Annotated in this window: 10 protein-coding genes; 5 read left to right on the forward strand and 5 right to left on the reverse strand. The window is 65.9% G+C overall.

The annotated features are described in order from the left end of the window. Positions 1–3: 3 nt before the first annotated feature. The 3 genes from pyrH to rpsB form a co-directional block, all read right to left on the reverse strand. Positions 4–729 carry a UMP kinase gene (gene pyrH / locus WCL10_RS16595; protein ID WP_336896768.1) on the reverse strand — a complete coding sequence of 242 codons (726 nt, stop codon included), beginning with the start codon at positions 727–729 and terminating at the stop codon, positions 4–6. 168 nt (positions 730–897) lie between these two features. Next, a complete protein-coding gene (tsf, locus tag WCL10_RS16600) occupies positions 898–1,824 on the reverse strand; it encodes a translation elongation factor Ts (protein ID WP_336896769.1) in 927 nt (308 codons plus the stop codon). Positions 1,825–1,947: 123 nt separating this feature from the next. After that, the gene (rpsB, locus tag WCL10_RS16605; RefSeq protein ID WP_336896770.1) at positions 1,948–2,721 is read right to left on the reverse strand and encodes a 30S ribosomal protein S2; all 774 of its coding nucleotides are present in this window, start codon (positions 2,719–2,721) and stop codon (positions 1,948–1,950) included. A 903-nt stretch (positions 2,722–3,624) separates the two neighbouring features. Between rpsB and WCL10_RS16610 the strand changes: the two genes are divergently transcribed. After that, a complete protein-coding gene (locus WCL10_RS16610; protein ID WP_336896771.1) occupies positions 3,625–3,927 on the forward strand; it encodes a hypothetical protein in 303 nt (100 codons plus the stop codon). On the opposite strand, the gene WCL10_RS16615 is transcribed toward WCL10_RS16610, so the two are convergent. Both WCL10_RS16615 and WCL10_RS16620 read right to left on the reverse strand, forming a co-directional pair. After that, the gene (locus WCL10_RS16615; RefSeq protein ID WP_336896772.1) at positions 3,872–4,708 is read right to left on the reverse strand and encodes a phosphatidylcholine/phosphatidylserine synthase; all 837 of its coding nucleotides are present in this window, start codon (positions 4,706–4,708) and stop codon (positions 3,872–3,874) included. The two genes, WCL10_RS16610 and WCL10_RS16615, sit on opposite strands and share 56 nt — an antisense overlap. Beyond that, positions 4,705–5,454 carry a phosphatidylserine decarboxylase gene (locus tag WCL10_RS16620; RefSeq protein WP_336896773.1) on the reverse strand — a complete coding sequence of 250 codons (750 nt, stop codon included), beginning with the start codon at positions 5,452–5,454 and terminating at the stop codon, positions 4,705–4,707. The genes WCL10_RS16615 and WCL10_RS16620 overlap by 4 nt, the downstream gene beginning before the upstream one ends. 428 nt (positions 5,455–5,882) lie before the next feature. On the opposite strand from WCL10_RS16620, the gene WCL10_RS16625 reads away from it, so the two are divergent. The 4 genes from WCL10_RS16625 to WCL10_RS16640 all read left to right on the forward strand — a co-directional run bounded on the left by WCL10_RS16625 (position 5,883) and on the right by WCL10_RS16640 (position 13,812). Then, complete coding sequence (locus tag WCL10_RS16625; RefSeq protein WP_336896774.1) at positions 5,883–6,872, forward strand: hypothetical protein; 990 nt, start codon at positions 5,883–5,885, stop codon at positions 6,870–6,872. A 19-nt stretch (positions 6,873–6,891) separates the two neighbouring features. After that, positions 6,892–7,401 (forward strand): hypothetical protein, encoded by a 510-nt coding sequence (locus WCL10_RS16630; protein ID WP_336896775.1) that lies wholly within the window; start codon positions 6,892–6,894, stop codon positions 7,399–7,401. A 74-nt stretch (positions 7,402–7,475) separates the two neighbouring features. Beyond that, entirely contained in the window at positions 7,476–8,546 is a 1,071-nt protein-coding gene (locus WCL10_RS16635; RefSeq protein ID WP_336896776.1) for a hypothetical protein, read from the forward strand. Positions 8,547–8,703: 157 nt separating this feature from the next. Continuing rightward, positions 8,704–13,812, forward strand: a complete 5,109-nt coding sequence (locus WCL10_RS16640) for a hypothetical protein (protein ID WP_336896777.1) — start codon at positions 8,704–8,706, stop codon at positions 13,810–13,812. Positions 13,813–13,919 lie beyond the last annotated feature (107 nt).

Here is a 13,919-nt window from a genome sequence, read left to right on the forward strand (position 1 = left end):
CTTTTAAGCGCTTATTTTCTGGACGATGGTCTGCGTGCCCTGTCCCGCCAGCACGCGGGCAAGGTTGCCCTGCTCGCGGATCGAGAACACCACGATGGGAATGGCATTGTCGCGGCACAGCGCCACGGCCGAGGCGTCCATCACCTTGAGATTGTCGGCCAGCACCGTGTCGAAATCGACGATGTCGTAGCGCATGGCGGCCGCGTTCTTCTTCGGATCGTCGTCATAGACGCCGTCGACGCTGGTGCCCTTGAACAGCGCATCGCACTTCATCTCGGCGGCCCGCAGCGCCGCGCCGGAATCAGTGGTGAAATAGGGGGCGCCCACGCCGGCCGCGAAGATCACGATGCGGCCCTTTTGCAGGTGGCGCTCGGCGCGGCGGCGGATCACCGGCTCGCAGACCTCGTCCATCTGGATAGCCGACTGCACGCGGGTCTCGACACCGATCTTTTCGAGCGCGCTCTGCATCGCCAGCGCGTTCATGATCGTGGCGAGCATGCCCATATAATCGGCCTGCGCGCGGTCCATGCCCTTGGCCGCGCCAGCCATGCCGCGAAAGATGTTGCCGCCGCCGATCACCAGACACAGCTCAAGCCCCGTGTCGCGCGCGGCCTTCAACTCCTCGGCCATCTGCGCGACGAAATCGGTGTCGATGCCGAAGGGCTGGCTTCCCATCAACACTTCGCCCGAAAGCTTTAGGAGAACGCGCTTGAGGGGGGGCAGGCTCATCGGTCTGGGGCACTCGTTATGGCTAAGGCGCCGCCCTTATACGCGAGGGGCGGCGCGTGCCAAGGGCGCGGATACGCTTTGTCGAAGGCCTTGCGCGGGCCCTGCGCCGGCGCATGACGGGGCCATGGCATCCCCGCCGCAGGCAGGGACACCATGGCCGCCAGAGGTTTACTTGATACCGGCCGCTGCCGCCACTTCGGCGGCGAAGTCGGTGGCTTCCTTTTCGATGCCTTCACCGAGCTGGAAGCGAACATAGTCGACCAGCGCGATCTTGGTTCCGGCAGCCTTGCCGGCAGCCTCGACGACCTGCGCGACGGGGGTCTTGTTGTCCATCACGAAGAGTTGCGAGAGCAGGGCGTTGTCCTTGGCGAACTTGGCAATCGCGCCGTCGACCATCTTGGCCTGCACTTCGGCGGGCTTGCCGCTTTCGGCAGCCTTTTCCGCAGCGATCTTGCGCTCGCGTGCGATCATTTCGGGGTCGAGGCCGTCCGCGTTCAGCGCCTGCGGGAACGCCGCAGCGATGTGCATCGCGATCTGCTTGCCGAGCGGCTCGAGCACATCGGCACCGGCTTCCGATTCGAGCGCGACCAGCACGCCGATCTTGCCCATGTTCGGGGCAGCGGCGTTGTGCATGTAGGGCACGACAAGGCCCGACGAAACCGAAACGGTCTTCATGCGGCGGACCTGCTGGTTCTCGCCGATCGTGGCGACGTTGTTGGTCAGCTTGTCCGTCACGGTGCCGCCATCGGGATAGTCGGCAGCCTTCAGCGCATCGATGTCGTCAGCAACGAGGCCCAGCGCGACTTCGGTGGTCTTGCGCACGAAGTCCTGGAACTGCTCGTTCTTGGCAACAAAGTCGGTTTCCGAGTTCACCTCGACGGCAACGCCCCGGGTGCCCGAAACGGCGATGCCGACAAGGCCTTCGGCAGCGGTGCGGCTCGACTTCTTGGCGACAGCCGCAAGGCCCTTCGCACGCAGGGCGTCGACTGCGACTTCGATATCGCCGCCGGCCTCGTCCAGCGCCTTCTTGCAATCCATCATGCCCGCGCCAGTGCGCTCGCGCAGGTTCTTCACGTCAGCGGCGGTATAGGCCATCGCGGTGATCCTTCTTGGTTCGTGAATAGGGGTTAGGCCGCAGCACTGCTGCGGCCCGTAAGGCCCGTCCGGGTCAGTTCGGTGACGGTGCCTTGACAGCATCCGTCACCGGATCTGACGGAATCAGGCGTCGGTCGGCTCGGCGACTTCGACGGCTTCCTCGGGAAGCGGCTCAGCCATCGCACCGAGATCCGCGCCCGAAGCGATCGCGGCATCACGGCCGCCGCGCGTGGCGGCAGCGGCAATGGCCTCGCAGTAGAGGCGGATCGCGCGGCTGGCGTCGTCGTTCGCCGGGACCGGGAACGCGATGCCATCGGGCGAAACGTTCGAATCGAGGATCGCCACGACCGGGATACCCAGCACGTTGGCTTCCTTGATCGCCAGCTCTTCCTTGTTGGCGTCGATAACGAACATCACGTCGGGAATGCCGCCCATGTCGCGGATGCCGCCGAGCGAGAGCTCGAACTTGTCACGCTCGCGGGTGAGCTGGAGCACTTCCTTCTTGGTGAGGCCGGTCGTGTCGCCCGAAAGCTGCTCTTCCAGCGCCTTGAAGCGCTTGATCGAGCCCGAGATCGTCTTCCAGTTGGTGAGCATGCCGCCCAGCCAGCGGTGGTTGACATAATGCTGCCCCGAAGCGCGCGCGGCCTGGGCGATCGGCTCCTGCGCCTGCCGCTTGGTGCCGACGAACAGCACCTTGCCGCCGCCCTGGACAGTCGCCGAAACGAACTCGAGTGCGCGGGCGAAAAGCGGCACGGTCTGCGAGAGGTCGAGGATGTGGATGCCGTTGCGCGCGCCGAAGATATAAGGCTTCATGCGCGGGTTCCAGCGGTGGGTCTGGTGACCGAAGTGTGCGCCGGCTTCAATGAGCTGCGACATGGTGACGACGGGAGCCGCCATAATACGTTCCTTTCCGGTTAGGCCTCTGGAATGCAGGAACCGCTTGTCGGGAGGAACCCCAGCGCGGCACCGGTATGAGCGCATTCCATGTGGATTGCCGCGACTTGATCCGGACACCATGCCCGAATCGTTATCGCTGCGATTGGGCCGTTAGCCGCAGTTTCCCGCAGCGTCTACAGGCAATTGGCCGCGAAGGCCGACGCAGCGGCGGGTCGTCCAAGTGTCCATCGCACCTGACACCAACCAAAAATGTCCAAAGTGCGACTCCGAATACTTGTCAAAAAGATTTTACAGATGCAGATTGTCGGTGACGGGCAATTTTGCCGGTCATGACATCACCGGTACTTTCCGGGCCCCCGGATAGAACGCGGCTTATCCTGGCTTTCAAACCCTGCAAATGGATCTTGCGGGGCGCCAACCGGTTCGCCGCCGGATGTCAATTGCCGATCCCGAGCCGCAGCGATGCGGTTCCGCCCGAATACGAACGCGTTTCATCGGTTTGGCCGCGCACCCTGGCGGCCATGGCGGCCGAGCCCGACCAGGCACCTCCCGGCCGCCGCCGCGGTCCCCGCGCCCCCAAACGCGCGGGGACCGCTACCCGGCTCACGCAACCTATCCACATTTTCGCGCGAGAACACCTGCGCACACCGCCGCGCCATCCATTCAGGCCAACGCAAGCGCGCGGCTGTTATGCCCATGCGAGACCAACTTTTTGAAGGTGCGCCGACGAGGTGGCAACGAATCAGTTGACAGGCCGGAACAAAAAGAGAACATTGTCCTCATCAGCGGGAGGGACTTGGTTTTCCCGATTCTCTCCCCAAGTTATCCACAGGGTTTCCCCTGATTGTCAAGGCGCAGTTCGCCTCGCCGGCAGGGCAGCCCAAGGTTCGAAAGGCAGTTCGCATGTCGATGGTCTCGCTCCTCGCCTCGCTTGTCATGATTGGCGCTGGCTGCATGGCGGTCTCGGCAATCGTGGTCACGCTGCGCGCCCAGCTGCCTGCAGTCTATCGCCTTCTGGCGGATTCGCGCGCGATCGCGCGGGACCGCGAATTCCTCGTGCAGATCACCGCGGTTTCCGCCCCGGCCGCGCCGCGCATCACCGCTCTGGTCCTGCCCGCAGCCGCGCCGCGCCGTGGCCCCGTGCGCCTCGTCAGGCAGGGTCCGGCGACGACCGGGCCTGGGCGCCCGCTGCGCGCTGCAGCCTGATCCGGCGATAGCGCCAGAGGCCAAGCGGGATAAGTGCGAGGTAGCTGGCGCAGATCCCCACCAGGGTAAACCAGGGCTCGGTCAGCAAGGCTACGGTGACCATGCCGGCCAGCGCGATCACCTCCAGCCGGATCGCCCGGCGCGGCCGCAGCGACCCCCAGCCAAGCGTCGGCAGGTTCGATATCATCAGGAACGCGATCAAAAGCGCCCACGGCCCGACCAGCAGCGGTGCGCGCAAGAGCTCCCATCCACTCGCAAACCACAGATAAAGCGGCAGAAAGGCAAGGCCCGCGCCCGCCGGCGCAGGAACACCGGTCATGAACCCAGCGGACTTGTGCGGCTGGCCCGGCAGGTCGATCGAGGCGTTGAACCGCGCGAGCCGCAGTGCGCAGCACACTGCCAATGCCAACGCCGCGAACCAGCCGAAGCGCGGCACCGCGCTCAGCGACCAGAGATAGAGGATCAGCGCCGGGGCCACGCCGAAGGCGATAGCGTCGGACAGGCTGTCGAGTTCGGCACCAAAGCGCGACTGTGCCTTCATCAGCCGCGCTACCCGCCCGTCGATCCCGTCGAGCAACCCTGCGAGCAGGACCGCCAGAACGGCAGCATGGAAATCGCCGCCGATTGCAAAGCGAATACCGGTAAGCCCACTGCACAGCGCCGCCGAAGTGATCGCATTGGGCACCAATGCCCGCAGCGTGAGGCCCCGCGGGAGGCGCCGCCGCCCGAAATCCTCACCGGAGTAGACATGGTCTGCCCCGTCCCGCCCCGGTGGGGTCACTGGCGCACGCCCTCGATGACCGGGCTCTCGCCAAGCACCGCGAGCACAGTCTCTCCCGCGACTATGCGCTGGCCGATCAGCACGCGCGGCTCGGTGCCTGCCGGCAAGTAGACATCCACGCGGCTGCCGAACCGGATCAGGCCAACCCGCTGACCACCCGCGACAATGTCGCCCGCCTTGACGAAGGGAATGATGCGCCGCGCGACGAGCCCGGCGATCTGGGTGAAGCCCACACGCACCCCGTCCCCGCGCTCGACCACGAAGTGCTGGCGCTCGTTCTCCTCGCTCGCCTTGTCGAGATCAGCGTTGAGGAACTTGCCAGGGATATAGACCACGCGCCGGATCGTGCCGCCGATCGGAGTGCGGTTCACGTGAACGTCGAACACCGACATGAAGATCGATACGCGCGTAACCGGCGTTTCAGGCAGGCCCAGCAGGCCCGTACCATCGTCGGCGGTCATCTCGCGCGGGGGCACAACGGTGCAGATCAGCGTGATCAGGCCATCTGCCGGCGCCACGATGAAGCTGTCATCGCGCGGTGTGACGCGCTCGGGATCACGAAAAAAGGCCAGCACCCCAAGCGTGAGCATGGCCAGCGGCCAGCCCAGCAGAGACCCGCCGAGCAAGGCGCCTGCGAGGCACAACGCCGCAGCGATCGCGCCGAAGGTGCGGCCTTCGGGGTGGATGGCGGGCCATGTGAACCCGGCCGAGCCGCGCCCACGATTGTCAAGAATGTCTCCCGGCATGCCATTCCTCTAGGCCCTGGCGTGCGCCGCGACAAGCGCCGTGCGGGCACAGCCGCGCAGGCCCGATCGCGCAACACCTGAAACGCTGCTTACAAGGACCTGTGGGTAGCCCAATCCTGCCGATCATCATTAAGCGCCTTCACTAATCGCAGGAACTCAAGGTGGTTCGGGTCACGAACAAAAAAAATTTCAGTCTCTCAGATGTGCGTTCAGGCCCCATCCGCTGGTAACCTTTGTGCTTGGCAGGTGCCGCCAAGGTTGCCGGATTTGGATGAATCGAGGGTTTTTACCCCTGCTTTGCCAATCATTCTAACCAAAGTTGGTTAATGCCCAGAAGGAAGGACATGGGCCGTTTCAAGCCGTTTTCGGGCGGCGCTGCAGGCATGCCCTTACGGCTTGTTAACCACATCGGGTGGAAAGGGCCACGTATGAATACGTACCTCACCCCTTTCCGCCGGGTCGCGGGCATCGCTGGATGCTCGCTCGTTGCCCTTTGCCTCGCCTCACCCGCGCACGCCACAGGCGTGCTCGCAGGCACTCTGATCGAAAACACCGCGACCGCGACCTACCAGACAGGCGCGGGCAGCGGGTCGGTCACCTCGAACAAGGTGACGGTCAAGGTCGACGAACTGCTCGATGTCGCGGTGGCGACGCTGAGCACCGCGCCGGCAACGGCCACCAGCGCGCCGGCCGTGCTGATCTACTCGGTCACCAACAGCGGCAATGGCCCCGAAGCCTTCAATCTCGCCGCCGATCCGAAAGTTTCGGGCAACGCCTTCGACGGCGCGGTGAAGTCGCTTGTCCTCGATAGCAACGGCAACGGGGTCTACGATCCCGGCGTCGATACGGTTCTCACCGCAGGCGCGGCGGCTACGCCGGAGCTTGGACCGGACAAGAGCGTCAAGGTCTTCATCCTCGTCACTCTGCCCGCCGGCGCGACCGATGCGCAGACCAGCCAGGTGCGCCTCACCGCCACCGCACAGACCGGCGCCGGCACGCCCGGCACCAGCTTTACCGGCAAGGGCGAAGGCGGCGGCGATGCGGTCGTCGGTATCACCACCGCATCGGCCAACTCGCTCGCCGCGCTGATTGCCAGCCTTGCCAACATCACGCTGACCAAGTCGGCCTCGATTCTAGATCCCTTCGGCACGGCCAAGCCCGTTCCCGGCGCGGTCGTGACCTATTCACTTGCCGCCAAGGTCACCGGCAGCGGCGAGCTCGACGGGCTCCACGTGATCGACACCATCCCCGACGGCACGACCTACGTGCCCGGTTCGCTGAAGCTCGATGCCGCCGCGCTCACCGATGGCGCCGACAGCGATGCAGGCACGGGCGGCACCGGCGGAATCGACGTCACGCTCGGCAAGGTTGCCGGAGGCACCACACGCACGGTCGTTTTCGCCGTCAAGATCAACTGATCAACCAGGGAAGCCAACCATGAAAGTCTCCTTTCTTGTCAAGTCCTTCGCCGGCGCTGCGGCCTTGATGGCGGTGGCGGTTCCGGTTCTCGCCTCAGCGCAATCCGCGCCTGCCGCGGCCCCCGCGCCCTCGCCCGTCACGCTCAAGGGTGATGTCATGCTCGAAAAGAGCGTGACCGAGAACGGCGTGACCAAGATCCAGCTGGTCGAGCCCAAGGTCGTCATTCCCGGCGATCATCTGCTGTTCACCACGCGCTATCGCAACGACGGCGCGCAGCCGGTCACCAATTTCGTGGTCACCAATCCGCTGCCCCAGGCAGTCGCGCTTTCCGCCGAAGGTTCGCCCGGCACCGAGGTTTCGGTCGATGGCGGCAAGACCTGGGGCCAGCTCGGCACGCTCAAGGTGGCCGACAGCCAAGGCGCCGAACGCGCCGCGGCGCCCGCCGACGTCACTCATATTCGCTGGACCATCGCACAGATCGCCCCGGGCGGCTCGGGCGAGGTCCAGTATCACGGCATCGTTCGCTGACATGGCGGAACGGGGGGTCGCACAGCCTGTGAGCGACCAGAATAATCGCAGGCAACCCAGTGGAGCACTTTGAAATGACGTATCGCAGCAGACTGCTGGGCGCGGCGGGCGTTTGCGCCCTTGCCGTTCTCGGCGCAAATCCGGCTCACGCGGCCGGGACAACCGCAGGCTCGACGATCACCAACACGGTGTCGGTGACCTTCTCCGTCAACAGCATCTCGCAGACCGGCACGAGCGCCTCCGATACGCTCACGGTCGACCGCCGTGTCCAGCTGACCGTGGCCGAAGTGGGCACGACCACAACGACGGTGACGCCGGGCGCGGTCAATCAGGTGACCGCGTTCACCGTGGTCAACACCTCGAACGCGCCGCTCGATCTCGCGCTCGCCGCAGCTCAGCAGACGGGCAGCGCCGGCGCACACTCGAACACGGACACGTTCGACGTGACCAACGTTCGCATCTTCCGCGACGTGAACAACAACGGCACCTACGAATCGGCGACCGACACCGCGGTGACGTACCTCGATGAAGTCGCCGCCGATGCCTCGGTTCAGGTGCTCATCGTGGCCGACGTGCCGCTCGCCCAGGCCAACAACGCGGTTGCTGCCGTGACGCTGACCGCCACGGGCCGCGAAGCCGGCGGCGTGGGCAGCCAGGGTGCGGCGCTGGTCCAGACCTCGGGTGCCAACACCGCAGGCATGGATACCGTCTTCGCCGACGGTGCAGGTGCGACCGATTCGGCGCGCGACGCATCGTTCTCGGCCAAGGACGACTACACCGTTTCGGCCGCCACGCTGAGCGCGATCAAGTCCTCGCGCATCATCAGCGACCCGATCAACGGCGGTACCAACCCGAAGATGATCCCGGGCGCAACGATCCAGTACTGCATCGCGATCAGCAACGCATCGGGCAGTGCCACGGCAACCTCGGTTACCGTGAACGACCCTATCCCGACCAACCTGACCTACGATTCAGCCTTCGGCGTGAAGACGGGCGGCACCGCGACGATCCTGAGCGGCGTCGCAACCTGCGCGGCTGACACGACCGGCACCGGCTCGATGGCCTCGAACACGGTCAGCGGCACGCTGGCCACAGTCGCCGGCGGCGAAACCAAGACGGTGGTGTTCCAAGCCACGATTAATTGAGCGCGGCCTAGGAGGCCACCGCTCAATACATCGCGGATGAAGGACTGGCAGGCGGCGGCAACCCCGGGGGGATGCGGCCGCCCCACCCTCCTATTGCCCTGAATACAAAGAAAACAACGCCATGGCGGCAGTGCGGAACAGGATCTGGGCGACAGCCTTGCTGCTTTTTGCAGCACTGCTTGTCGCGGCCAGCGTTCCCGCCGCGGCGAAAACCATCACCAACACCGCCATCGCCCGCTGGAACCAAGGCGACGATGTGCTGACAACCGCATCGAACGTCGTCTCGTTCGATGTGCTGTCCGAGAACGCCACGATTTCGGTCCTTCCCCTGCCAAGCGGCAATCAATCGCTTGGCGTGGACGGCGGCCATTGCGGCGGGAAGCTGCTGCCCGGGGTCGAGATCGACCCTGCCGGCGCCGATCCCAACGCCCCCTCGACGATCTCCAGCATAACCGTGGGCCAGCCGGTCGTTTTCCGGCTCGTTCTGGCGCACGCCGCGCTTGATCCCGGCCGGGTCGACACCGTCAGGGTCACGATCACCTCGGCCAGCGGCGATCAGGAGCAGGTCACCGTCTCCGAAACGGCCCCGGACAGCGGCGTGTTCTATGGCGCCATTCCAACCAGCGCGATTCCGCCGCAGCCTACGCGCGGCGATTGCCACCTCAGCGTTTCCGGCGGTGACAAGGTCACCGTCGAGTACAACGGCGCAACCGGCGACGGCTCGGTGCTCAAGACCGACGTGGACGTCCTCGCCGACCCCTATGGCCTTGTTTTTGATAGCGAAGATGCCGCGCCGATCGATGGGGCACGGGTCACTCTGATCGACACCGCTACCGGCCAGGCGGCGCGCGTCTTTGCCGATGACGGGGTTACGCCGTGGCCATCGACGATCGTGACCGGCTCGGCCGTCACCGATGGTTCGGGCAGAATCTGGCAAATGCCGGCGGGCGAATACCGCTTCCCGCTCGCGCCGCTAGGCACCTATCGACTGGTCGTCGATCCACCCGATCCCTATACCGCGCCATCGGCGCTTACACCCAAGAATTTCGCCGGATTGGTTCGTCCCGATGGGGGCGATCTGGTGATTCTACCCGCCTCCTACGGCGAACCGCTTGCGCTGTCGAACCCATCCCCGGTGCGCGTGGATATTCCGGTCGACCGACCACCCATCGCGGTCGCGCTGTCAAAAGTTGCCTCACGCCAAGTCGCCCAACCGGGCGACGCAGTGTTTTACACAGTGACCGTGCGCAACACCGATCCAGGCAGAGCCAAACGCGGCGTCGTCCTCACCGACCGGCCATCCACGGCATTGCGATTGCGTAGCGGCACGGTCCGTCTCGACGGGGTGAAGGCGCCCAAAGGCACGGTTACCGTCGCACCGGACGGCCGCACCCTGAGCATTGCCATCGGCACAATCAATCCCGGCGCGACGCGCACCGTGACTTATGCCATGACGGTCCGACCGGAAGCGCCTGCGGGTCAGGCGGTTAACCGAATTGACGCAGTTGATGCACGCGGACTAACCGCAACGGCGAGTGCAGCCGTGCGTATCGAACGCGACAACCTCGCCGCGACGATGACGCTGATCGGCAGGATCACGCTGGGCGATTGCTCGGTGCCGAATACGCGCAAGGCGCCGCGCCCGGGCCTTGCCGGGGTGCGTCTGGTGCTCGAGGATGGCAGTTTCGCGGTTACCGACGCGGAAGGCCGCTACCACTTCGAAGGGCTGATGCCCGGCACGCATGTCGTTGAAGCACAAGAGGTTACGCTTCCCAAGGGGGGCAGGTTCGTCGATTGCACGCGCTCCACCCGCAGCGCCGGCAGCGCGTCCTCGCGCTTCGTGATCGGCCAGGGGGGCAGTCTTGTCGTTGCCAACTTCGCCGCCACAGTACCGCCTGAAACGCTCGCCGCCGCAAAGGCAGCTGCTGCCGCCGCCGCCCCCACAGCGGCCAGCGACCGTGCCGCAGCTGGCGGTGATACCGACTGGCTGGCCAAGGGCGACGGTCCGAGCGAATTCCTGTTCCCCACCGCCGACTACAATCCGCGGGCGCCCACTACCCGCGTCGTCATCCGCCACCGCAAGGGGCAGACCGCGCAGCTGAAGATCGACGGCAAGCCGGTCGACAAGCTGGCCTTCGACGGCGCGCAGAGCTCGCCCGATGGCTTTGCCGTGAGCGTATGGCGCGGCCTGCCGCTCAATGGCGAAGACACCCGCTTCGATGCCGAGATCCGCGATGCTGCGGGCGCCGTGGTGCAGACACTCACCCGCACCGTCCATTTCGGCGCGACCCCGGCGCGGGTCGAGCTTGTGCCCGAACGCACGCGCCTCGTCGCCGATGGCGCGACGCGGCCCGTTGTCGCGATCCGAGTGCTCGATCGCAGCGGCCGCCCGGTCCACGCCGGCATTTCCGGGCCGATCACGCTCTCCGCGCCTTACGAGAGCGCGCAGGCGCTCGATCTCATGCAGACCCGCGTGCTGTCGGGCCTCGACCGCTCGCCGCCAACATGGATCGTCAAGGGCGACGACGGCGTCGCGCTGATCGAACTTGCCCCGACGATGGTCAGCGGCAGCCTCGACCTTACATTCCAGTTCACCGACCGCGAGGTGAAGCGCAACCAGGTGCTCGAAACCTGGGTCGTGCCGGGCGAGGCGAAATGGACGCTCGTCGGCCTTGCCGAAGGCGCGGTGGGGGCAAAGACCATTGCCGACCACATGCAGCGCAGCGGCCGCTTTGACAGCGATCTTGGAGATCATGCTCGCGTTGCGTTCTACGCGAAGGGTCGGATCAAGGGCAAATGGCTGACCACGGTCGCTTACGACAGCGCCAAGCAGCGCGCCGAGCAGCGCCTGCTCGGAGGGCTCGATCCCAAGGCCTACTACACCGTGTTTGCGGACGGCTCGGACCGCCGCTTCGATGCGGCGAGCGTGAACAAGCTCTACGTGCGCATCGAAAGCGCAAAAGTGCGGGCGATGTTCGGCGATTTCGATACCGGCTTCGATCACACCCAGCTCGGCCGCTACCAGCGCACCATGACCGGTTTGAAGGCAGAAGGCCGCGCGGGCAAGCTGCGCGCCGAGGCCTATGCCGCCAAGGTCGCCACCACGCACCGGCGCGACCAGATCCCCGGCAGTGGCATCAGCGGGCCCTATCAGCTTTCCAGCCGCGCGATCGTGCCCAACAGCGAGACCGTGACGATCGAAGTGCGTGACCGCTTCCGTTCGGAGCTGGTGGTCTCGAGCAGGTCGCTCACCCGCTTCCTCGATTACGACATCGACCTTCTGGCCGGGACGATCACCTTCAAGGAACCCGTGCTGAGCCGCGATGCCGATCTCAATCCGCAGACCATCGTCGTGGACTACGAAATAGACACGCTGAACGGCGGCGCATGGAATGCCGGCGTGCGCGGTGAATGGCGGAGCAAATCGGAAAAGGTGCGCCTCGGCGCGACCGCAATCAGCGATGCATCCGCCAATGCGGGTGCGGCGGTCACGCGCACCAATCTCGGCGCGGTCGATGCCAAGGTCTATATCGGGAAAAAGACCGAGATCCGCGCCGAGGCGGCCCTCAGCCACGCGACCGGCGGCAGCCCAGCCGGCAGCGGCACCAAGGCGGCCTGGCTGATCGAGGCCGAGCGCCACGATGCCCGGCTCGACGTGCTGGCCTACATCCGCTCGCTCGATGCCAATTTCGGCGTGGGTCAGGTCAGCATCGGCGAGCTTGGCCGCCGCAAGATCGGCGTCGATACGCGCTACCGCCTGACCGAGCGCTGGCTGGTCAGCGCGACGGCGTGGCACGATACCTCGCTGGTCGACGGCTCGCACCGCAGCGCGATCCAGCTCGGCACGACGTGGACCACCCGCGGCACCGAAATGCGGCTTGGCATCGCGCGCTACAGCGAAACACTGGCGGCCGGCGCGGCGACTGGTCCCAATGGCGCCACGGGCGGCAGCACCACGCTGATCGAGGCGGGCACGACCAAGCGCCTATTCGACAACAAGCTGGAACTGAGCGCGGCCGGTTCGATTTCGATCGGCCGCAGCGATGCGACCTCCTATCAAGCGCCGCGCTACAGGCTTGGCGCCCGGTATGCGATCACGTCCGACATCCGTGTCATCACCGACTACGAGATCGGCAATGGCGGTCAGGGCCAGACGCGCACACTGCGCGGCGGGATCGAGCTTGCGCCGTGGACGGGCGCCAAGATCGCCACGGTGATCGGCCAGCAGACGACGCAGGGCGGCCCCGCCACAGCCGACCAGACAGGCACCGCGCCCGCCATCACCGAACAGGGCAAGCGCGCCTTTGCCTCCTATGGCCTTGCCCAGTCGCTGCCGATCAGCAAGTCGGTGACAATCGACGCGACGATCGATGGCAACAAGGTGATCGGCGGCAAGAGCGCACTGGCCACCAACGGCGGCACTGCCGTGGTCGGCGCAAGCAGCCAGACCACCATTGCAGAGGACTTCACCGCCTATACCCTCGGCGCCACCTGGCGCTCGGGCCGCTGGAGCGCGACCGCGCGAGGCGAGCTGCGCCAGGGCGAACTGACGCGGCGCAAGGGGATCACATTCGGCATGATCCGCCAGATGGGCGAAGGCAGCGTCGTCGGCGGCGGCGTGACCTGGGCGTCGATGCGCGACGTAAGCGGCGCGGCGAGCGAGGTCGGCAGCGCCGCGCTCTCGATCGCGCACAGGCCCGCGACCTCGGCCTTCGCATTCCTTGCCAAGCTTGAATACCGCAGCGACCGGGTTACCGGCCTGGCCCCCGGAGCGGGCGGTCAGACCGGGGCCAGTACAGGAACCGCGCTCAGCGTGAACGGCGATGCCCGCTCGCGCCGCATTGTCGCGAGTTTCTCAGGGGACTGGGCGCCCACGGGCCGTGTCGATGGCCAGATGGTCCAGCGCACCGAAGTGGGTGTGTTCGTGGCCGCGCGGCACAATCTCGATCGTTATCAAGGCTTTGACCTTGCCGGCACGACCGTGCTGGGCGGGATCGACGCGCGCATCGGGATTGGCAAGCGGGTCGAAGTGGGCGGCAGCGCTACCGTGCGGCGCAGTCTCTCGGACGGCACGACCTCTTTCGCGGTCGGCCCGCAGATCGGCATTGTCCCGGCGGACAACGTGATGGTCGTGATCGGCTACAACATAACCGGCTTCCGCGACCGCGATTTTGCCGCCGCGCGCTCGACCACCAAGGGCGTGTTTGCGACAATGCGCATGAAGTTCGACAGCAAGAGCCTCGGCTTCCTCGGCATCGGACGGTAAGCACAACCATTAAGGTCTGTGGCTGGCTCGTGCCGGTGCGGGACGACGCGCCGACGCACACTTGCCGCCGCCCACGGCGGGGCCTATCACTTCACCATTCACTTTGT

It is taken from the genome of Novosphingobium sp. (assembly GCF_037133355.1).
In the GTDB taxonomy this organism is placed as follows: domain Bacteria; phylum Pseudomonadota; class Alphaproteobacteria; order Sphingomonadales; family Sphingomonadaceae; genus Novosphingobium.